Annotated in this window: 21 protein-coding genes; 12 read left to right on the top strand and 9 right to left on the bottom strand. The window is 35.5% G+C overall.

Annotated elements, in window-relative coordinates:
- Nucleotides 1–87: 87 nt before the first annotated feature.
- Nucleotides 88–879, bottom strand: coding sequence for a DUF6090 family protein (locus ACFEMA_RS09560; RefSeq protein WP_411767922.1), 792 nt, complete (start codon nucleotides 877–879; stop codon nucleotides 88–90).
- 187 nt (nucleotides 880–1066) lie between these two features.
- Here ACFEMA_RS09560 and ACFEMA_RS09555 point away from each other — a divergent pair, with 187 nt between their 5' ends.
- From ACFEMA_RS09555 to ACFEMA_RS09540, 4 genes are all read left to right on the top strand, one after another.
- Nucleotides 1067–1444: a Na(+)-translocating NADH-quinone reductase subunit F gene (locus ACFEMA_RS09555; RefSeq protein WP_411767921.1), complete on the top strand. Its 378-nt coding sequence runs from the start codon at nucleotides 1067–1069 to the stop codon at nucleotides 1442–1444.
- 149 nt (nucleotides 1445–1593) lie between these two features.
- Entirely contained in the window at nucleotides 1594–2574 is a 981-nt protein-coding gene (locus ACFEMA_RS09550) for an FAD:protein FMN transferase (RefSeq protein WP_411767920.1), read from the top strand.
- A 100-nt stretch (nucleotides 2575–2674) separates the two neighbouring features.
- Nucleotides 2675–3034: a S24 family peptidase gene (locus tag ACFEMA_RS09545; RefSeq protein WP_411767919.1), complete on the top strand. Its 360-nt coding sequence runs from the start codon at nucleotides 2675–2677 to the stop codon at nucleotides 3032–3034.
- Nucleotides 3031–4305: a Y-family DNA polymerase gene (locus tag ACFEMA_RS09540; RefSeq protein WP_411767918.1), complete on the top strand. Its 1275-nt coding sequence runs from the start codon at nucleotides 3031–3033 to the stop codon at nucleotides 4303–4305. Before ACFEMA_RS09545 ends, ACFEMA_RS09540 begins: the two co-directional genes overlap by 4 nt.
- A 4-nt stretch (nucleotides 4306–4309) precedes the next feature.
- Here the strand turns inward: ACFEMA_RS09540 and ACFEMA_RS09535 are convergent, their stop codons facing one another.
- From ACFEMA_RS09535 to gpmI, 4 genes are all read right to left on the bottom strand, one after another.
- Nucleotides 4310–5074: a class I SAM-dependent methyltransferase gene (locus tag ACFEMA_RS09535; RefSeq protein WP_411767917.1), complete on the bottom strand. Its 765-nt coding sequence runs from the start codon at nucleotides 5072–5074 to the stop codon at nucleotides 4310–4312.
- 212 nt (nucleotides 5075–5286) lie between these two features.
- Nucleotides 5287–6111: a type I methionyl aminopeptidase gene (gene map, locus ACFEMA_RS09530; protein WP_411767916.1), complete on the bottom strand. Its 825-nt coding sequence runs from the start codon at nucleotides 6109–6111 to the stop codon at nucleotides 5287–5289.
- Nucleotides 6112–6183: 72 nt separating this feature from the next.
- Entirely contained in the window at nucleotides 6184–6594 is a 411-nt protein-coding gene (locus tag ACFEMA_RS09525) for a BT0820 family HAD-type phosphatase (protein WP_411767915.1), read from the bottom strand.
- Between the two features lie 2 nt (nucleotides 6595–6596).
- Complete coding sequence (gene gpmI / locus ACFEMA_RS09520) at nucleotides 6597–8114, bottom strand: 2,3-bisphosphoglycerate-independent phosphoglycerate mutase (protein ID WP_411767914.1); 1518 nt, start codon at nucleotides 8112–8114, stop codon at nucleotides 6597–6599.
- A gap of 261 nt (nucleotides 8115–8375) precedes the next feature.
- Between gpmI and ACFEMA_RS09515 the strand changes: the two genes are divergently transcribed.
- The gene (locus ACFEMA_RS09515) at nucleotides 8376–8762 is read left to right on the top strand and encodes an ankyrin repeat domain-containing protein (RefSeq protein WP_411767913.1); all 387 of its coding nucleotides are present in this window, start codon (nucleotides 8376–8378) and stop codon (nucleotides 8760–8762) included.
- A gap of 44 nt (nucleotides 8763–8806) precedes the next feature.
- On the opposite strand, the gene ACFEMA_RS09510 is transcribed toward ACFEMA_RS09515, so the two are convergent.
- Nucleotides 8807–9574, bottom strand: coding sequence for a M48 family metalloprotease (locus ACFEMA_RS09510; RefSeq protein WP_411767912.1), 768 nt, complete (start codon nucleotides 9572–9574; stop codon nucleotides 8807–8809).
- Between the two features lie 99 nt (nucleotides 9575–9673).
- Here ACFEMA_RS09510 and ACFEMA_RS09505 point away from each other — a divergent pair, with 99 nt between their 5' ends.
- The gene (locus ACFEMA_RS09505) at nucleotides 9674–10099 is read left to right on the top strand and encodes a GNAT family N-acetyltransferase (protein WP_411767911.1); all 426 of its coding nucleotides are present in this window, start codon (nucleotides 9674–9676) and stop codon (nucleotides 10097–10099) included.
- Here ACFEMA_RS09505 and pepE read toward each other — a convergent pair.
- On the bottom strand, nucleotides 10096–10803 hold the full coding sequence (gene pepE / locus ACFEMA_RS09500) for a dipeptidase PepE (RefSeq protein WP_411767910.1): 708 nt from the start codon (nucleotides 10801–10803) through the stop codon (nucleotides 10096–10098). The two genes, ACFEMA_RS09505 and pepE, sit on opposite strands and share 4 nt — an antisense overlap.
- A 116-nt stretch (nucleotides 10804–10919) precedes the next feature.
- Between pepE and ACFEMA_RS09495 the strand changes: the two genes are divergently transcribed.
- From ACFEMA_RS09495 to ACFEMA_RS09470, 6 genes are all read left to right on the top strand, one after another.
- Entirely contained in the window at nucleotides 10920–11717 is a 798-nt protein-coding gene (locus ACFEMA_RS09495; RefSeq protein WP_411767909.1) for a hypothetical protein, read from the top strand.
- The gene (locus ACFEMA_RS09490; RefSeq protein ID WP_411767908.1) at nucleotides 11704–12498 is read left to right on the top strand and encodes a hypothetical protein; all 795 of its coding nucleotides are present in this window, start codon (nucleotides 11704–11706) and stop codon (nucleotides 12496–12498) included. Before ACFEMA_RS09495 ends, ACFEMA_RS09490 begins: the two co-directional genes overlap by 14 nt.
- Before the next feature lie 42 nt (nucleotides 12499–12540).
- Nucleotides 12541–13047: a DUF6702 family protein gene (locus tag ACFEMA_RS09485; RefSeq protein ID WP_411767907.1), complete on the top strand. Its 507-nt coding sequence runs from the start codon at nucleotides 12541–12543 to the stop codon at nucleotides 13045–13047.
- Nucleotides 13048–13112: 65 nt separating this feature from the next.
- A complete protein-coding gene (locus tag ACFEMA_RS09480; protein WP_411767906.1) occupies nucleotides 13113–15404 on the top strand; it encodes a M1 family metallopeptidase in 2292 nt (763 codons plus the stop codon).
- A gap of 77 nt (nucleotides 15405–15481) precedes the next feature.
- A complete protein-coding gene (locus ACFEMA_RS09475) occupies nucleotides 15482–15772 on the top strand; it encodes a twin-arginine translocase TatA/TatE family subunit (RefSeq protein WP_411767905.1) in 291 nt (96 codons plus the stop codon).
- A 159-nt stretch (nucleotides 15773–15931) separates the two neighbouring features.
- Nucleotides 15932–18187 carry an ATP-binding protein gene (locus tag ACFEMA_RS09470; protein ID WP_411767904.1) on the top strand — a complete coding sequence of 752 codons (2256 nt, stop codon included), beginning with the start codon at nucleotides 15932–15934 and terminating at the stop codon, nucleotides 18185–18187.
- A gap of 4 nt (nucleotides 18188–18191) precedes the next feature.
- Here ACFEMA_RS09470 and ACFEMA_RS09465 read toward each other — a convergent pair whose 3' ends face one another.
- Together ACFEMA_RS09465 and ACFEMA_RS09460 are read right to left on the bottom strand one after the other, a co-directional pair.
- Nucleotides 18192–18833 carry an O-methyltransferase gene (locus tag ACFEMA_RS09465; protein ID WP_411767903.1) on the bottom strand — a complete coding sequence of 214 codons (642 nt, stop codon included), beginning with the start codon at nucleotides 18831–18833 and terminating at the stop codon, nucleotides 18192–18194.
- Nucleotides 18833–19921 (bottom strand): amidohydrolase family protein, encoded by a 1089-nt coding sequence (locus tag ACFEMA_RS09460; protein ID WP_411767902.1) that lies wholly within the window; start codon nucleotides 19919–19921, stop codon nucleotides 18833–18835. The genes ACFEMA_RS09465 and ACFEMA_RS09460 overlap by 1 nt, the downstream gene beginning before the upstream one ends.
- Between the last annotated feature and the right edge of the window lie 24 nt (nucleotides 19922–19945).

The raw sequence follows: 19945 nt of genomic DNA, 5'->3' as shown, positions 1-19945 counted from the left end.
ACGAGTATGATTTCGCCAATGGCGTATTTAAAGTATTTAGAAGTTTTGTTTTCCATAATTAAAGATTGACGGATTTGGCGGAAGAATTTAATCATATCTGCTTATTCTTTCTTTAAGTTTAAGAAGTAACTCTTGTCTCGCTTTAACCTTACTTAAAGCATTAAAGGTTCTTCCCATATCACCTATGATGTAGTTTTCCATCAAGGGTTTCTTTAAAAGTGATTGATAGTCAACCGTAATATTTCTATAATCTTTAATAGAGGCAACTTTGTCATAAAACTCTTGAACATCTCCTTCATTAATGACCAAATCACCAGTATGTTCGTTCATATAACTCTCCGGAAGAGTGTACATCATTGGTTCAAATTGATTTTCAATAAACCTTAAAATAGAACTAAAGGCGGTTTCCATTAAAGTGAAATCAGCATAATACTTTGAAATATCTTTTATGATTGCTTGGTTTTTAAAATCATTAAAAACGCCAGAGCTTTTTGCAGATTCAAAAGTTGTATTGTTATTTGTTGGGTCAACACCATAGAATAAGGGCTCTACATATATACCAAATTTTTCAATGCCCATAACAAGATTTGGGTTTCTGATGTAAGTCAATAAAGTGTCTAGATATTCAATTCGTTTGGTGTTAAATTTTTCGTAATGATTTAGCTTTTCCTCATCCTTCTGAAGGTCTATGAGAAGATTTTCAAAAAATACAGTTTCTTTTTTCGATGCCTTCCGTTGCTCATTCCAATTATTAACTTGTAGGGCAATCAATATTCCAATAACTACCAAAAAAATTTCACCAGTAGCATACAGAATATATTTCGAGAATTTGTTTTCAGAAATAAAACGTGCTCTCAGTTTCCTAAAAAAAGTAATCATAGCTTACAGTTGCAAGCAGATGCAGTGATGGTGTCTTTGGGTTGGTTTAAATATAAGTACGTAAGATATTGATTATGTTACAGTCAAAGAATATTTAAGATTTATTTTTTTCACGTCTCTAAGTATAGTAATTCATTCGGATTTTCTTTCCACAACATTTATCTTTGTAGGGAAACATAGTTTAATTATGCCTAAAGCACTTACAAAACAAGAATTACATAACCTCGCCATGAACCACGTTGGTAAGGATTTAGAATCCCGTGGGTTTGAGTTTGTAGCTATTAACAGTAAGTTAAAAAAGCACCCACAGTTTGTGTGTATCGACAAAAACAATCAGTATTTTTTTGTGATTGTTAAGGCAGTAATGTTGCCAGATAATCCCAATAATTATGATATGGTTTGGATGGAGACCTTTAAAAAGCATGCTTTTGAGAAGGATGCCAAAGTATTATATGCTGGAGTTGGATTGGGAAACCCCAAAGGGGAAAATTTACCGGTATATCTTAATGAAGAATACCTTATTGAATATAACGGTATTCAGGTTATAGAAATGAATTTGAATTAACTTTGTCATTTCTGCATGGTTGCTGAGGTTACTCGAAGCGAAAGCAGAAATCTCTTTAATTAAAAGCTTGAAGCTCTTGAAATGAAATTTAATACGGTTAAGGTGACTTTGAGTATCAGCGACCAAGCCCTAGCCACCACAATAGTATTATGAAAAAACTTTTATTTTGTATTCTTACGTTACTTCTTATTTCTTGCCAAAAGGACGAGCCAAAAACAGTTAAGCTTAAAGCCCCAGTATTTGGTACGTTTTATAACATTCAATATTATTCTGAAAAAGGGATAGACTACCAACAGCAGTTTGATAGTATTTTCACGGTAATCAATAAGTCCTTATCAACATATATTCCAGAGTCCAATATTTCTAAGCTAAACAGAAATGAGAGTGTTGAGTTAGATGAACATTTCGATAAGGTCTATAATGCATCTAAGAAAATCTACAAGGAAACCAAAGGTGTTTTTGATCCGACGATCGGTAATGTGGTCAATGCTTGGGACTTTGGGCCAGAACGGAATAAATTTGTAACCGATAGTGCCACAATAGACAAACTCATGACCTCTGTTGGGTTCGATAAAGTAGTAAGATTAAACGAACGTTTTATAAAACCAGACGATGTGTACTTTGACTTTAACGCCATTGCAAAAGGGTATGGAATTGATGTTATCGTAGAGTTTTTGCAAAACCAAGGCATAAAGAATTATTTGGTAGATATTGGTGGGGATTTAAGAACTGGAGGCACTAATATTGAAAAGGCTTCTAATTGGACTATCGGCATTGATAATCCTAACTTTGATGGAAGTCAGTCGTATTCAAAAGTCATCACGTTATCTAACAAAGCCATGGCTACCTCTGGCACCTACAGAAAGTTTAAAACTGATGAAGAGGGTAATCGATATGCGCACATTATAGATACAAAAACAGGATATCCTACAAAAACGAACGTGCTAAGCGTTTCCGTCATTGCCCCAACGTGTATGTTGGCAGATGGTTATGCTACGGCGTTTCAGGCTATGGGCATTGAACGTGTCAGAGAATTTTTAAAAACGCATCCAGAACTTCAGGTTTATTTTATCTATTCGGATAATAGCAATATATGGCAAACGTTAAGCCTTAACGGATTTCCTGATTGATTACCAATAACGCTTTCAGAAAAAAAGTATTTATAGTTAATAACCTCTGTTCTCATTTAACAGTCTCCATAGTAAAAATGTTTACTTTTAAACTATGGATATGACGTCACTTAAAAAGCTGAAAAGTTCAAGGGTAAAACACTCTGCAGAGGTTTCAAAGCAGACGGGGTTTCCTAGCCCTGCAACCCATTATTTGGAGCATACCGTAGATTTGCATGAGCATTTGGTAAAACATCCGGATGCCACTTTTTTTGTTCGGGTAGAAGGAGACGAATTGTCGGAATATAATATGCATCACAATGATATACTCATCATAGATAGATCCTTATCTGCAAAACAAAACACCTTACTCTTGATCGTAGAGGAAGGTGAATTTAAAATTAAACGATTCTCGACAAGTCAAAAGACACCTTATGTAGTTTGGGGAGTTGTTACTTATATTATTCATGCTGCCTTATGATTGCGTTAGTCGATTGTAATAGTTTTTATGCGTCCTGCGAACAGGTATTTCGACCAGATTTATGGGGTAAACCAGTTGTTGTTTTAAGTAATAACGATGGGTGTATTATTGCAGCCAATAAACAGGCAAAAGCATTGACACATATTCCACTTTTTGAACCTGTTTTTAAAATAAAAAAGGTTTTGGCCGAGAATAATATTACATGTTTCTCTTCAAACTACACACTTTATGGCGAAATGTCTCAGCGCGTGGTAAACATTCTTAATACGTTTTCGCCTTTAGTCGAAGTCTATAGTATAGATGAATCATTTTTAAATCTTAACGGAATGGCTGATGTTAAAGATTACGATAACTATGGGGAGGCCATAAAACAGTCTATTTACAAACAAACAGGTCTTCCGGTGGGTGTAGGAATAGCGCCTACTAAAGTTTTGGCCAAATTGGCAAACCGAATAGCCAAAAAAAGAACGGATGAGACCAATCAAGTATATGTTATAGACACTGAAGAAAAGCGAATAGAAGCACTTAAGAGTATTATGGTTAAAGATGTTTGGGGTATAGGACGACGACACGCCGAACGCTTAAATAAAATAGGTGTCACTACTGCTTATCAATTTACTCAATTGCCTGTTGAATGGGTTAGAAATCACATGACCGTTGTTGGTGAACGTATTTGGAAAGAAATGCACGGTGAATCGGCTATTGAATTTATGGTGAACCCCAAGCTAAAGAAGAATATCGGTACTGCAAAATCATTTGGGAAACGAATTGAAAATCTTGACCTTATAGAAGAGGCTTGTGCTTATTATATCACTGAAGTGGCTGAAGTATTACGAAGCCAGAATACATGTGCTACATACGTTCAACTATTTTTACACACCAATTACCACAGTACCACTGATAAGCAATATTCAAAAAGTATTACGGTTACTTTACAATACCCTACCAATAGTACCTTTCAACTTATAAGTCAGGCAAAAAAAGGGTTATATGCTATTTATAAACCAGGGTATCGTTATAAAAAAGTGGGAGTTTGTTTAAGTGGAATTGTCCCTCAGCACTGTATACAAGGTAATTTATTTACTCCTCAAAAAGACTATAGAGATGTACGCTTGACAGAGGTATTGGATAAGCTTAATTCTAAATTTGGTAAATCAACAGTGGCTTCTGGTGCTATTGGTACTAGAAAAAAAGAATGGGAGCTTATTAAAGAAGAGCGAAGTCCTCGTTACACAACTCAATGGCACGAACTTTTAACTGTTAAGGCTTAGTGCTTTATTTGTAAACCACCGGAATAACTTCACCTTTAGCCAATCTATACTTGTCGATATCCATTTCTGATAAATCTGAAGTATAATCCACTTCTTTAACCTTGAAACCTACAGACCTGAGACGGTCAAAATAATCCCTGCCATAGACTCGTACATGGTCATATTGGCCAAATATTTTGGTGCGTTCTTTTTTGTCGGTGATGGTATCGTCTTCAAAAGTAAGTTCTCGATTTAAATCTTGTGGAATTTGAAAAATGCCCCAGCCACCTGGTTTCATAACACGATAGAGCTCTCTCATAGCTTTAGTGTCATCAGGTATATGTTCTAGGACATGATTACAAAGTATAACGTCATAACTATTATTTTTAAAAGGAAGGTTACAAATATCAGCTTTAACGTCTGCCAATGGCGATAGTAAATCCGTTGTTGTGTAGTCTAAGTTTTTTAGGTTTTTGAAACGTTTATGAAATGCCTGTTCTGGGGCAAAGTGTAATACTTTGTTGTCTGCTGTAAAAAAATCAGTTTCATTCTTTAGATACAACCAAAGTAGTCTATGACGTTCTAAGGAAAGTGTTGATGGTGACAATACATTTGGGCGCTGTTTGCCATAACCATAAGGTAGAAAGGTTTTGAATTGTTTTCCGTCGATAGGGTCAGTATATCTTTTTCCTTTAAGAAAAAAAGCCAAAATAGGACGCGCAAGTATACTTAACCGAATTAAAATCGGTCTTGGGATGGTATTTAAAATGAGTTTGAAGAGCGTTTTCAACAAAAAAATCAGGAATTTGAATGATCATCAGTGTTATCTGGCCTGAAAATTTTAAAAGCAATACCAATACACGAAATAGTTAGCAAGAATATGCCTATGGTTAAAATTTCCTTTCCATATGGCCAATGCTGTAATCTAAATACAGTACCTATTACCATTAGTAAGGTGCTCAGTATAAAAAGGATTATAGTATACTTAGATTTCATTAGTATTTATAAATAATGAACAAACTCTTCTTTTCTAAATTGGTCTTCCCTATCACTAGTTATACCTAAAGCTTCATGGACATAATGAAAGGTTGATAGTATTTCGGGTTTTCCGTCGACCATGGCAACATCATGTTCAAAGTGAACACTTGGTTTCCCATCTTGGGTAACTATGGTCCAACCATCTTTTAATTGTTTTACGCGATGTGTTCCCATATTTATCATCGGTTCAATAGCCACAACCATGCCCTCAATAAATTTTTTGCCTCGCCCTCTACGTCCGTAGTTTGGCATTTCAGGGTCTTCGTGCATTTTTCGGCCCAATCCATGACCTACCAATTCTCTTACCACGCCATAACCATGAGATTCACAATAATTCTGAATAGCAAAACCAACATCACCAACACGATTTCCTTTTTTAAATTCTGCAATTCCTACGTAAAGTGATTCTTTAGTGACTTCGATTAATTTTTTAGTCTCAGCGTCTACATCTCCAATTTCGAAGGTGTAGGCGTGGTCGCCATAAAAGTCGTTCAACAAAGCTCCACAGTCTATAGAAACTATGTCGCCATCTTTTAATGGGATATCGGTGGGTAAACCGTGCACTACAGCTTCATTGACACTACATAAGAGTGTAGAAGGACAGTCGTACAATCCTAAAAAGCCGGGAACCGCTCCTTGAGCTCTAATAAAGTCTTCCGCTAAGGTATCGAGTTGTTTGGTGGTTACACCTGGTTTTACTTCTTTGGCCAACATACCTAAGGTTTTTGATACCACCAAGGCACTTTGACGCATCAATTCAATCTCTTCTTTTGTCTTTACAACAATCATCTGCTTTAAATTATGGCGCAAAGATAGCCAATTATAAAAACATAAAGCGTTAGAGATTTTTTAATTAAGCATCTACTTAAACCAGCTTAAAAAGCCTTTCTTTTTTTGTGAAATTTCTGGTTTGGGACTTTCGTTGGTTAATAATTGATAGACTTTTCCCCATCCAATAAAACCACCAATATTTCTGTCGTCTATAAAGAGATCTGCATGTATTTTTCTGCTTTTAGAAGGGTCATATTGCTCCTCAGGAAAGCTTTTGTTTACGGCATAGAATTCAATACCGTTGTCTTTACAAAATTCCACAGCTTCTTCTAAGCGTTTTCCATCTCTATACGTCCAAAGTATGAGCCGATGTCCTTCTTGTTGAAGTTTTTTTAAAGTTTCGAACGCAAACAGTTTTGGTTTGCCTATCCCTGGATATGCATCTTCAACGACAGTGCCGTCAAAATCAATTGCCAAAATAAGTTTTTCTTGAAAATTCATCGTTATACTAAAGAATGTTGGGTCATACTTTTAGGCTGTTCTATGCCCATTAATTTAAGAATTGTAGGAGCTATATCCCCTAATATACCATTATCAATGTTATTTAAATCCTTGTCTATTAAAATAATAGGAACAGGATTAGTAGTGTGAGCTGTATTTGGAGTGCCGTCTGGATTGATCATCGTTTCACAATTACCATGGTCAGCGATTAAAATAGTGGTGTAGTTATTTTCTAACGCAGTATTGACCACTTCTTTTGTGCATTCGTCAACAGCTTCACAGGCTTTAATGGCAGCCTCCATAACTCCAGTATGTCCGACCATATCTCCATTGGCAAAGTTGAGACATACAAAATCAACCTCTGCTTTTTCTAATTCCGGAATAAGTGCGTCTTTAAGTTCGTAGGCACTCATTTCTGGTTTTAAATCGTAAGTGGCTACTTTTGGTGAGTTCCTCAGAATTCGAGATTCACCCTCAAACGGAGTTTCCTGACCACCAGAAAAGAAAAAAGTAACGTGTGGATATTTTTCAGTTTCAGCAATCCGTATTTGTTTTTTACCATGTTTTGAAATGACTTCACCTAGGGTTTCCGTTAAATTATCTTTGTTGAAAATAACCTTGATGCCTTTAAAGCTTTCATCATAATTAGTCATGGTCACATAATGCAAATTGAGTTTGTGCATGTTATACTCATGAAAATCCTCTTGCGAAAGGGCTTGTGTTAATTGGCGCCCTCGATCTGTTCTGAAATTGAAGAAAATAACAACGTCATCATCTTTAATAGTAGCTAATGGTTGGTCGGCATTGTTAGTAATAACCATCGGTTTTAAAAACTCATCGGTAACACTATTCTCGTAACTTTCCCTGATACTACCTAGTATATCTTCAGTATGCTCTCCTTTACCATTGACTAAAGCATCATAAGTAAGCTTCACTCTCTCCCAACGTTTATCTCTATCCATAGCATAATACCGCCCAGTAACTGTTGCTAATTTTGCGGGATTGTTTTCTAAATATTGCTGTAATTCTGTAATGAACCCGTAGCCCGACTTAGGATCAACATCTCTTCCATCTGTAAAAGCATGGACAAAGACGTTTTCTAAACCAAAGGCCTTTGTTGCATCCAACAACCCGAAGAGGTGATTAATGTGCGAGTGCACTCCACCATCACTTAGAAGCCCTAAAAGATGAACCTTTTTATTATGGGTTTTAGCATAATGAAAAGCATCTTTTAAAACAGTTTCTTCTTGAAGTGTTTTATTTTTTACTGCCAAGTTAATCTTTACCAAATCCTGATAGACAATACGACCAGCTCCGAGATTCATGTGGCCCACTTCACTATTGCCCATTTGTCCTTCTGGGAGTCCTACATGTAGCCCATCTGTTCTTAGTGTTGAATGAGGGTACTTGTTGTAAAGGGAATCTATAAAGGGAGTGTTTGCGTGCTCTATTGCTGAAACCTTAGGATCTGGGGACATGCCCCAGCCATCTAAAATCATCAAAATAACTTTCTTGTTCATACTATTGGTTCAATACTTTCAAAGATAATATATAGACGGGTATATCAAATTTGAAACGAAAAAAATTATCAGATTACCATTGTTTTAAAATTTTATTACGTCAATGTAATAGGAAAATTGAGTTTAGGGAAACTCTTAACATATTTGTTTTGAAACAGTTAAATATATGTTATTACATATCGGATAGTGTAACACTTACCAAAATTATTCGTCTCTTTAGTATAATCAAAAAACAATCAATTAATTAAAAACTCTTTCATCATGAAAAAAACAGTAGCAATTTTAGCCTTAGCATTGGGCTTTTCAATCGTAAATGTAAATGCAACAACTTCAGAACTTTCTTCTAATCCTATCGAATTAAATTTCACAGAATCTAAGGTCAGTCCATTATGTGCAGCAATTGCCAAAGGAGATGTAGATAAAGTTAAAGTGTATTTGGACCAGGGTGTGGATCTTACCGCAAAATCTAATGGTATGTTGCCGATTCATTATGCGGCAAAATACAATCGTGTAGAAATTATTAAACTTTTAATCACAGCTGGCTCAGAAATACACGTTAAGTGCGATAAAGGCTATTCGCCAGTAAAACATGCACAATTAACAAAAGCCAAAGATGCTGAACAGTTTCTTAAACGTTTTAAAGCTTAAATAAAGGAGTTTATTTGAGTTAGTCTCGAAAAGCATTCTATCTATTAGGATGCTTTTTTGTATTTGGCAATGGATTCTTTAATTTTTTCAATCCTATTTTCTGGATCTGGATGGGTGCTCTGAAATTCTGGTACGCGATTTGGTCCAGCAGCATCCTTCAAAATTTTCATAACACCGATCATTTCTTCGGGATTATAGCCTGCTTTCATCATAAATCGTACTCCAAGATCATCGCTCTCTAGCTCATCATCCCGTCCGTTTGCCAATAATTGTCCCTGTCCAATCTGTTGGGCAACAGCACCAAAATCAATGGCACTTGCTCCCATAACCAATGTTTGAAAAAATTTAGAGTTGGTAATACGTTCGTTAGAGTGTTTCCCTAAAACATGGCCAATTTCGTGTCCCAAAACACCAGCCAATTGATCTTCATTTTCAAGTTTTGAAAACAAGGCATAAGTGATAAAAATTTGTCCACCTGGTAAAGCAAAGGCGTTAATAGTACCGTCATCTGCCAATAAGTGAAACTCATATTTATACGGTGTTTTATTGGCAATGCTGCTATTTATCAATGTATTGCCAACATCGTCAACCAAACTTTGATATCTGTTGTCTGGATGTAAACCACCATGCTGCTGTGCCATTTGTGGAGCACTTTGTAACCCAATGGCAATTTCTTGCTCGGGAGATAGTGAGATGGCTTGTGTGCGTCCCGTCCATGGATTGGTTTCTTGCTGGCTACATCTTCTAATAAATGCAAATGCCACAATAGCAACACCAATTAATAAACGAACCTTAAAATTACCTCTTCTCATAACTTTGGGTAGAATGACTTGGTTAAAGATACAATTTATGTTTTTTATTTTACGGATCGGATTTTTGAAAATCAGTACATTTGAGTTCAATTTAAGTGTATGGCTATTCAATTTAAAATTGTACCAAAAGATACCTACAAAGACATTATTCCATTAGTTTTTAAGCTGAACAGTGGTAAAGTTTCTAATGAAGTTTTAGAAGAGCGCTTTGAAGATATGAAGCTTCAGAACTACGAGTGTGCAGGTATCTATGATAAAGATCAACTTATTGGAGTTTCTGGGCTTTGGTTTAGTACACGCCATTACACTGGTAAATCTGCAGAATTAGACCATGTTTATATTGAGGAAGACTATAGAAATAGTGGTCTGGGTAAGCGATTTATGACCTGGATTAAGGAATACATTCAATCCAAAGGGTGCCAGGCTTTTGAGCTTAATACTTATGTGCAAAATTATCCTTCACACAAATTTTACTATAACCAAGGTATGGAAATTTGGGGATATCACTTTATTAAAAAGTTTTAGTTAAGGTCATTTAAAGCACTAGAAGGGGAAATTTCATAAGGTTGTTTCCCATACTCAAAAATACGTGCATCTAAGCTGCCTTTTAAAATAAGATTGTCGCCGTTTACATCTATCCAACTACCTTCTCGCAACCCGATAACAGGTTGTGTATTGAATTTGTGAAATTCTTTAATGCGGGTTTCTCGCGTTTCACCCATGTGTTTTGAATCTTCAATTGGATCTAAATAATGTGGATTGATGTTAAAAGGCACAAAACCAAAGGTTTTAAAACTTGGAGGATAGACTATGGGCATATCGTTAGTGGTGTTAATAGTTAAGCCACAGATATTGCTTCCGGCACTAGTGCCTAAATATGGAGTGCCTCCATTAACTGCTTTAATTATGGGTTGTATTAAGTTGTTTTTATAGAGCTGATTGACTAGGACAAAAGTATTACCTCCCCCAACAAATATAGCTTCAGTATTTTCAATGGCTTTAATAGGGTCGTCAAATTCATGGATGCCTTTGAGTTTCTTTCCGATGATTTTAAATGCTTCAGCAGCTTTTAATGTATACTCTTTATGTGTAATTCCGCCTGGTCTAGCATAAGGAATAAAAAGTACGGTTTCGGCATTTTTAAAAAGTACTTTGAGGTCTTCTAAGAGGTAGTTCAAATAATTTCCTCCATAAATTGTTGAAGTACTTGCTATAATGAGTCGTTTCAAACTTAGTTTTTTGTAAATTTAAGTAATCCTTCAGTTTAACAAAACTTTACAATGGCATTACCAAAGATTTTAGAATCTAAGTAAGAACTTTATAGTCTATAATAATTTAACCAATCATGAAAACCTATTTATCCATATTTTTCTCTCTTGTTTTTATTGCATTTGGGATTTCCCAAAACGGAGAGCGTTATGAAATTTCGGGAAAAATCAGCGTAGAGTCCAATGAGAAAGAAGGTATCACAGTTTTCAATTCTAGCACAAATAATGGCACTACAACCGATGAGAAAGGTAATTTTATTATTGTGGCAGGTCTAAATGATGTGATTGATTTTGGGGCCTTGCAGTTTAAGGACTTCTCCGTTACAATTGATGAACGTATCGTAAAATCTAGGAAAATGACGGTGATATTAGTTGAACAGGTCAATAAATTAGATGAGGTTCTGATTTTGCCTTATGACCTTACGGGTAACTTAACAGTCGATTTAGAATCTGTAAGAACCTATAATGTGGACATGAACAAGATTTATCTAGGTATCGACGATCTTGACGATTATCAGTTTACGGATGATAATAAATCTGAAGTGGATAACCCCTTTACCAATAGAGAGTTTAAGTATGGTCTCAATATTAAAAATGTTGCAAAACTGATTGCTGGAGCTTTTTCGGATGAAAATGAGAATGAGACTGAAGACATTACTCAAAAAGAGATGTCAGAACTTGCATTGAAATACGATGCTAATTTTCTTTTCGAACAATTTGAAATTCCCTTGGATAAAGCTGGAGAATTTTTCGCTTTCCTTGAAAAAAAGCCGATAAACAAAAGGCTTTTAGTGGATGATAATGAGGTTGAATTATTGGAATATATCAATAAACAAAGCCAATTGTTCTTAATACAAGAGCGTGAAAAAAACTAGGTACCTTCTTTCTCTTTGCTTTTTTGTTGGTTTTTTAGCCACTGCTCAAACTGATTTGAGAGGTAAAGTGGTGGCAGATGATGACGTTGATGGCATACATGTACTCAATAAAACTGCACTAAAATACACCATAACAGAAGTCAATGGCTCATTTATTATCCCAGTAAAAATGGGTGATACCCTAACAGTGACGGGCATAAAATACATTACAAAAGAAGTGATCATCACCGAAAGCATTCTAGATCGAGAATTTCTTGAAGTAAGATTAGAAGAACGTGTCAATCAACTCGATCAGGTGATTGTTGGTAAAATTTTAACCGGAAATCTAGGCTCGGATATTCGTAATTCGGACGCAAAAACCGATATTGATTTTTACGACTTGGGTATCCCTGGTTATACCGGGCCTCGGATGACACAGAACGAGCAAAAGCTATATGATGCTGATAACGGTAAAATAGCTGCTATTGGTATTCTTTACGGTGGTGTTAATGTCCATAAATTACTAAATAAGATTAGTGGACGTACAAAAAAATTAAAGGACATAGTAGCTTTAGATGCTAAAAATCAATGCATGCTACAGTTTAAGGATTTGTATGCTAACGCATTGTTTGAAAAAGAATCTCTAGCTGAATCGCTTCAGATGGATTATTTTTATTTTTGCTCTGACGATCCCAATTTTGATAAAATTTGTGATGACAATAACCCCTTAGAACAAATGGAGTTTCTTCAAAAAAAATTATTGACCTATAAAGCCCTTCAAACTTCTGAAGTCAAGAACTAAATAATGGAACGAATTTTGAAACAGAAGAAGATAAACAAAAGCATGAAAAAAAGAACTTACTTATCCTTACTATTACTCTTGCCGTTGCTTTTTAGCTTTTCTAGCCTTCACGAATACTATGTTAGCGTTACAAAGGTTGTGTATGTTAAGGACCAAAAAGCCATTCAAATCACCAATCAGGTTTTTATTGATGATTTTGAAGCATTATTGATAGAACGCTATGATGATAATGTTACTCTTGGTGGAGATGACGAACCAAAAGTCGCTGAGACATACATTGAGCGTTACCTCACCGATAAAATTGTAGTAAAGGTTAATGGAGCACCTGTTTCAGTTAATTATATAGGTAGGGAATACAAGGATGATATTGTGTATGCTTATCTCGAAATTGTAAATATTTCAGATGTTAAATCCATCTCAATTACTAACGAGGTGTTGTTCGATATGTTTGAAGAGCAGCAGAATATCATCAAAACGAATATCAATTCAAAAAAGAAGAGCTTTTTGCTAACTTCAGCAAAAACCAATCGTGTGTTAAACTTTGATTAAAAAAAAGCACAAAATGCAGTAAATTGGCTATTTTAGGGCTCATTTTTAACAAATAATTAAACTTTATGAAACTACTCAAGCACTCTTTCCTTGCCGTTTTATTTGTTTCCCTTGGAACATTGGCACAGGCACAAGAAGCAGAAGCCAGAGAACCTGGACACACCAACAACAATAAATTTAAACAGTTATATGACGAGTTTTCTACTCCGAATATGTTTAGAACAGGTTCGGGAGCACCTGGCCCAGCATACTATCAGCAACAGGCCGATTACAAAATGGACATTGAGATTGATGATGACAATGCAAGACTTTACGGAAATGAAACAATTACATACACAAACAATTCGCCAGATCCGTTAAAATATCTTTGGGTTCAGCTCGACCAGAATATGAGAGCTCCGGATTCTAAAACACCTCTTATTAACAGTTCGGGTGTTACACCAGCAACTACAGCAAGTCGAATAAGTTCAAGCTATTTAGAGGAAGCTAAAGAACGCGGTTTTAATATAGAATCTGTAACTAATGTTGACGGTACACCATTACCTCATACTATCAACAGAACAATGATGCGTGTAGAGCTACCAGAAGTAATGAAGACTGGAGATAAGTTTTCTTTCAAGATTAAGTGGTGGTACAATATTAATAATCATGTTACCGAAGGTGGCCGATCTGGCTTTGAGTATTTCGCGGAGAATGATAACCGTATTTATGTTATCGCTCAGTTTTACCCAAGAATGGCAGTCTATAATGATGTAGAAGGATGGCAAAACTCACAGTTCTGGGGACGTGATGAGTTTGCATTACCATTTGGTGATTTTGATGTAAATATTACAGTACCTGCTGACCATATCTTAGATGGGACAGGATATTTGACAAATAGAGAAGAGGTCTTCACAAAGGAAATGATGAAGCGTTACGAACAGGCTAAAAAGTCGTATGACAAGCCTGTATTGATTGTTAATCAAGAAGAGGCTACTAAGACTGAAAAGACAAAAAGTAAGGACAAAAAGACGTGGAAATTATCCGCTCAGATGGTTCGTGATTTTGGTTTTGCAACGTCACGTAAGTTTATCTGGGATATGATGGCTGTTAAGATTGGCGATAAAGATGTTATGGCAGTGTCTATGTATTCTAAAGAAGGAAACCCACTTTGGGAGCAATGGTCAACCAATGCTGTAGCGAGTACTTTAAAGTCTTACTCTCGCATGACGTTCGATTATCCTTACCATAAGGCCATTTCAGTACATGCGCCAATGGGTATGGAGTATCCAATGATATGCTTCAACTTTGGGCGTCCAGATGCAGAAGGTAATTATTCGGACAGAACAAAATTCGGAATGATAAGCGTTATTATACACGAAGTGGGTCATAATTTCTTTCCAATGATCGTAAATAGTGATGAGCGTCAATGGACTTGGATGGACGAGGGTCTTAATACGTTTGTACAATATGTTGCTGAGCAAGATTTTGGTGAATGGTACCCTGCAGCCTTGTCAGAAGGGCAAACAGCATATCCGTCCCGTCGTGGGCCAGCAAAAAACATTGTGCGTTACATGGGTGGTAATCAAGATTTCATTGCACCTATTATGACTAAAGGACTAAATACGTATCAGTTTGGTAGCAACGCCTATGCTAAGCCAGCTACAGGACTAAATATTCTTCGAGAAACAATAATGGGACGTGATTTATTTGACTATGCATTTAGAGAATATGCACAGCGTTGGATGTTTAAACACCCGACACCAGAAGATTTTTTCAGAACTATGGAAGATGCATCAGCTGTTGATTTAGATTGGTTTTGGAGAGGTTGGTTCTACACTACGGATTATACTGATATAGGTATAGAATCGGTTAAGAAATTTGCTGTTACGACGAAACCAAACGAAAGAGGTAAGCAATTGGCAGACCGTTTTAATATTGATCCAGAGACATTAGTGTATTTTGTTGAAGAAGATTCAGATGAGTATGATGCCTCTAGTTCGGTAGAAAATTTAGAAGATTTGCCTACTGTTAAAGAATACATTATGGATAACTTTACGCCAGAAGAGCGTCAGAAGTTAAAATCACCTAAGTATTTTTATGAGGTAACTTTTAATAAACCAGGTGGGCTGGTAATGCCTTTAATTGTAAAATACACCTATTCTGATGGCACTTCAGAAAAAATCACTTATCCGGCTCAGGTTTGGAGGTTAAATGATGAGCAAGTCAGTAAGGCAATTGCAAGTGACAAGGAAATCGTAAGTATTGTTGTTGATCCAGATCTTGAAACAGCAGACGTGGACACAACAAATAACTCTTGGCCAAAAGAAGTTCAAGAGAGTGATTTTGATAAGTTTAAGAATCAAGTTAAAAACTAAGAATTAAATTATTTAAAAAAAGCCGACTTTAACGAGTCGGCTTTTTTTATTCCTAAAACTCAAGTTATATTTGTAGCGTGATACAACTAGCAACATTTTTATTTATTGGTGGACCCGAGATTATTTTCATACTATTTATAGTGGTGATGGTTTTTGGTGCTGATAAAATTCCTGAAATAGCTAGAGGCCTTGGTAAAGGTATGCGTCAACTTAAGGATGCCACTAATGATATAAAGCACGAAGTCACTAAAAGTGCAAAAGAGCATAGTGATGTCGGTTCTGACGTGACTAAAAACATCAATGAAGAACTCAATAAAGTAAAGGACGATATAGAAGACTTTACAGGTTCTATTAAACGCAAATTGTAATTCTGCATATTTTATCGGTAAAGTGTAAAGCGCTTTACGGTTTATCCTAAATTATTTTATATACGTCGAAAAGTGCCTGTTTTTTGTCGATAATAGATTAAAAAACAAGGCTTTATAAAAAAGGATTTTTACTTTAGTCTTCCCAAATCTAAATAAACTATGAAAAAAACTCTACTATATGTATGCGTTTTTGTCGTTACTTTTTTATCCTTTTCGCAAGACGAAAGACGCATTATTCAAACCATCGATGAGTTAAATATTCAGTCACAGAAAGATTACTGTGATGATAAAATCGATCTGGCTTTTCAGAACTTAAGCAAAGCCTTAATACTTTCGGATTCTATTGCTGACACTTATGGTAAAATTTCAGCCTATACCACTTTAGAAGATATCTATTTAGAGGTAGGCGATTATGAAAATGCTATAACTATAGCCGAGCAAAAATTAGAAGCTTCTGTATCTTTAAAAGATAATCACATTATGGCTCAAGCTTATGCCGATTTGGGCACTGCTATTAAGTTAAGTAGAGGTGATTCTCAAAAAGCTATAGGATTATATAATAAAGCATTAACCTATGCTGAATCCATAAAAATTTCAGATCACGAGGGATATAAGGAAAAACCTGCTTTATTGAATACAATTTTGGTATCGCTAGGAGAGTTGCATATTAATGAAAAGAATAAGGATAAAGCTCTAGCGTATCTTTTTAGAGCTAAAACCAATTCTGATAACATTACTTTAAAGCCTGAAGAGAAAGCAAAAATTTATTACGCTTTAGGACAATACCATGATTTTTCAGATAACACTTTTAATGCTATTGAGAATTATAATTTAGCATTAGAACTTATTCTTAATGACACTGTCGATTCATTCACTAAAAATAATTTAGCTCATAATATATACAAGGATTATGCAAGCATTTTGTCATCAATGGATGAAAAAGACGAAGCTTTTAATATGTTAGCTGTTGCAGGTGAATATGGGGATTTGGTTTTTAATGAAAAGAAAATTAGGCAGGTTAATTATGCCAAGTCCAAGTTTAATATTGAAGAATATAAGCGCAATGCCGAGTATGCCAACCAACAAAAACGATTACAATCTCAAATCACAGAAAAAACACAACGCGTTAATCAATTAATGATAATCGTTGCGATTATTTTAAGTATAACTTTAGTCGTAGTAATTGTCAGTCAACTCAAGTACAGAAAACTAGCTAAAAAGCTAAAATTACAAAATGATGAGTTGGAGATGGCGAAGGATATTGCAGAACATTCTTCTAAGCAAAAATCCCAGTTTATTTCTAATATAAGTCACGAACTAAGAACTCCATTATATGGAGTTGTAGGGTTGACAAGCCTTTTAATGGACAGCAAAAACCTAGATAGTGATGAAAAGAGCTTTATTAAATCATTAAAATTTTCTGGAGATTATCTGTTGCACCTTATAAATGACGTATTACAATTCGGAAAAATTGAGTCTAACAAAATAGAACTTAACAGCTCCTCTTTTAAACCTGAAAAATTGGCAAAGAATATCATGAATTCTTTTGCATATCAGTTAGAAGGAAGTAAAAATAAGTTGCATTTAGATTTTGATGAGACTATTCCTCAGTTTTTAATGGGAGATACTATTCGTGTGTCTCAAGTCCTAATTAACCTAATAGGAAATGGCTTAAAGTTTACTAAGGAAGGTAATGTTTGGTTAAGACTAAAACAGACCAAAAGTTCGGAAAGTACTTCAACAATTAGATTTGTTATTGAAGATGACGGACCTGGTATACCGAAGGACAAGCAGCAACAAATTTTTGAAAAGTTCTCGCAATTAGACCGCAATTATAATCACGAATATCAGGGGACTGGTCTTGGATTATCAATTACGAAAAACCTCCTCAACATTTTTGGAAGTGAAATTGAATTAGAAAGTGAGGAAGATAAAGGATCTAAATTCTCATTCGAAATTACTTTCGACATAGATACTGAGAAGCAAGAAGAATTTGATGTCACAAACATTAACCAGATTGTTGATTTGCAAGAAGGAAGACGAATTTTAATTGCAGAGGATAATAAAATTAATCAGATTGTAACTAAGAATATTTTAACCAAAGAAGGCTATCAATGCCATATTGTTGAAAATGGTCAGATGGCTATTGATGCGGTTAAAACAGAGAAATTCGACTTGGTCTTGATGGACTTAAACATGCCTGTAATGAATGGTGATGAGGCTACGGTTGAAATCCGAAAGTTTGATACTGAAATTCCTATTGTTGCACTAACGGCTTCGGTAATGGAAGAGGTTGAAGAAAAATTAATAGCTTCGGGTATGTCCGATATCATTATTAAGCCTTATGATAACTATGATTTCTTTCAAATTATCTCAAAGCATTTATACCAGCGGTATTGCCCAGAAGCAGTATAGCAGCCTATACTTTTCTACTGATGGTTAGACCATCACGGATTGGTAAAACGACACTCTCAACTCGTGAGTCATCTTTAAGAAGTGCATTATAATCGAGGACTGCTTTTGTGGAAACGTCTTTTTCTTTTAAGGGCTCAACGACCTTACCGTGCCACAATACGTTATCTGATAATATAATACCTCCAGTGTTTAATTTATCAATTATTAAATGAAAATAATTGACATAGTTGGTCTTATCTGCATCAATAAAGACCAAGTCAAAATTTGAGTTTAAAGTTGGGATAATATCTAATGCATTACCAACATGCTGTTGTATTTGCTTCTGGTATTTCGATTTATTAAAATACTTGGATTGTATAGGTTCTAACTCTTCATTGATATCAATAGTATGAATAATACCATTTTCGGTTAACCCTTCAGCCAAGCACAACGTAGAATATCCTGTAAACGTTCCCAGTTCTAAAATATAGGTAGGATTAACCAATTTTGAAATCATGCTCAGCACACGACCCTGATAAGGCCCGCTAAGCATAATTGGTTGTAATACTTTTTGATACGTTTCTCTTGTAAGCTTCTTTAGTAACTGGGGCTCTTCTTGTGAGTGAGAAACGATATACTTATCTAGTTTTTCTGGTAGAAAATGCATTAGCCTAAAATTCTGTTCACAAGCTTTTCTTTCGCCTTATCGTCATCACCACATAACCATTGGATGACATTATCTTCCCAAATGGCATCACGTTCATTTTCATTAATAATTTGTTGGTCTATTGCTAGATCTAAAATCTTACCAGGGTAAGAGGATTGTTTTTCACTTTCCATTTCACCAAGTGGATATGGATCATCAAGCCCCATCAAAACTTGTTTGTAGCCCTGATTTTTAATCAGAAGATGTAAGCCACCAGTATCATGTACTAAGGTGTCGAAGAAAATATTTTTATGGCCAACGGCTTTCCGTGGATGACTTTTGCCTTCAAATAAATCTGGTCTGCCATCAAACCCTTGTATTCTTCGTCCAATATTGATCTGAGCTAATTGTCCTCCATGAGCAAAACAAGTACGCATATTTGGATATTTATCCTGATAACCGTTCAATGTCAAAAAATGATAGGCATCAGCACACTGTGCCAACATCCAAATAAGGTGAAACCGCCAAGAGGTATTTTCGAGCTTAATAAATTTTTCACCATCATAAGGGTGAATCTCTATAGCGAGATTGTATTTGTTGGCCAACTCAAAAATAGGCTCGTTCTCTTCATCAAAAATACAGCGCCAAGTACCAATGGTGTCCATATAATGCGTTGGTAAACATAATAATTGCATGCCCAATTCCTCAACACAGCGTTCAATTTCCCAGCACGCGCCCCTTACAAATCCAGGATGCACCACAAATCCACAAGTGAATTTGCTAGGGTTTTCTTTTTGAATCTTTGCATTAAAATCATTTTGAAATCGTAAAGCTTGCTTCATCTCCTCAACACGTAATCCATTACCATACAATTGAGAAAGGTTAAGAACAACGGCATGGTCAATTTTATACCGTTCCATCCATGCCAATTTTTCGTTTAAAAAGAAGCTAGAGTCTGTAATAGGTCGGTTCCAATCTTTTTGAAGCATAAATTTTCGGTCCTTATCTACCCAAAAAATACCTTTATCCTTCATAAATTGAGGAATTTCTTCTGGATAGGGAAGGAGATGCGAATGACCGTTTATTCTGAGTTTTCTTTTTTGTTTCATGCTGTCATTCCTGCGAAGGCAGGA

This window comes from Winogradskyella sp. A3E31 (genome assembly GCF_046720935.1).
In the GTDB taxonomy this organism is placed as follows: domain Bacteria; phylum Bacteroidota; class Bacteroidia; order Flavobacteriales; family Flavobacteriaceae; genus Winogradskyella.
This window is presented reverse-complemented; position numbering and strand designations above follow the sequence as displayed.

Coding starts and splice junctions, on each gene's coding strand:
- ACFEMA_RS09560 (WP_411767922.1), bottom strand. CDS start 879: ATGATTACTTTTTTTAGGAAACTGAGAGCACGTTTTATTTCTGAAAAC.
- ACFEMA_RS09555 (WP_411767921.1), top strand. CDS start 1,067: ATGCCTAAAGCACTTACAAAACAAGAATTACATAACCTCGCCATGAAC.
- ACFEMA_RS09550 (WP_411767920.1), top strand. CDS start 1,594: ATGAAAAAACTTTTATTTTGTATTCTTACGTTACTTCTTATTTCTTGC.
- ACFEMA_RS09545 (WP_411767919.1), top strand. CDS start 2,675: ATGACGTCACTTAAAAAGCTGAAAAGTTCAAGGGTAAAACACTCTGCA.
- ACFEMA_RS09540 (WP_411767918.1), top strand. CDS start 3,031: ATGATTGCGTTAGTCGATTGTAATAGTTTTTATGCGTCCTGCGAACAG.
- map (WP_411767916.1), bottom strand. CDS start 6,111: ATGATTGTTGTAAAGACAAAAGAAGAGATTGAATTGATGCGTCAAAGT.
- ACFEMA_RS09525 (WP_411767915.1), bottom strand. CDS start 6,594: ATGAATTTTCAAGAAAAACTTATTTTGGCAATTGATTTTGACGGCACT.
- gpmI (WP_411767914.1), bottom strand. CDS start 8,114: ATGAACAAGAAAGTTATTTTGATGATTTTAGATGGCTGGGGCATGTCC.
- ACFEMA_RS09515 (WP_411767913.1), top strand. CDS start 8,376: ATGAAAAAAACAGTAGCAATTTTAGCCTTAGCATTGGGCTTTTCAATC.
- ACFEMA_RS09510 (WP_411767912.1), bottom strand. CDS start 9,574: ATGAGAAGAGGTAATTTTAAGGTTCGTTTATTAATTGGTGTTGCTATT.
- ACFEMA_RS09505 (WP_411767911.1), top strand. CDS start 9,674: ATGGCTATTCAATTTAAAATTGTACCAAAAGATACCTACAAAGACATT.
- ACFEMA_RS09495 (WP_411767909.1), top strand. CDS start 10,920: ATGAAAACCTATTTATCCATATTTTTCTCTCTTGTTTTTATTGCATTT.
- ACFEMA_RS09485 (WP_411767907.1), top strand. CDS start 12,541: ATGAAAAAAAGAACTTACTTATCCTTACTATTACTCTTGCCGTTGCTT.
- ACFEMA_RS09480 (WP_411767906.1), top strand. CDS start 13,113: ATGAAACTACTCAAGCACTCTTTCCTTGCCGTTTTATTTGTTTCCCTT.
- ACFEMA_RS09470 (WP_411767904.1), top strand. CDS start 15,932: ATGAAAAAAACTCTACTATATGTATGCGTTTTTGTCGTTACTTTTTTA.
- ACFEMA_RS09465 (WP_411767903.1), bottom strand. CDS start 18,833: ATGCATTTTCTACCAGAAAAACTAGATAAGTATATCGTTTCTCACTCA.
- ACFEMA_RS09460 (WP_411767902.1), bottom strand. CDS start 19,921: ATGAAACAAAAAAGAAAACTCAGAATAAACGGTCATTCGCATCTCCTT.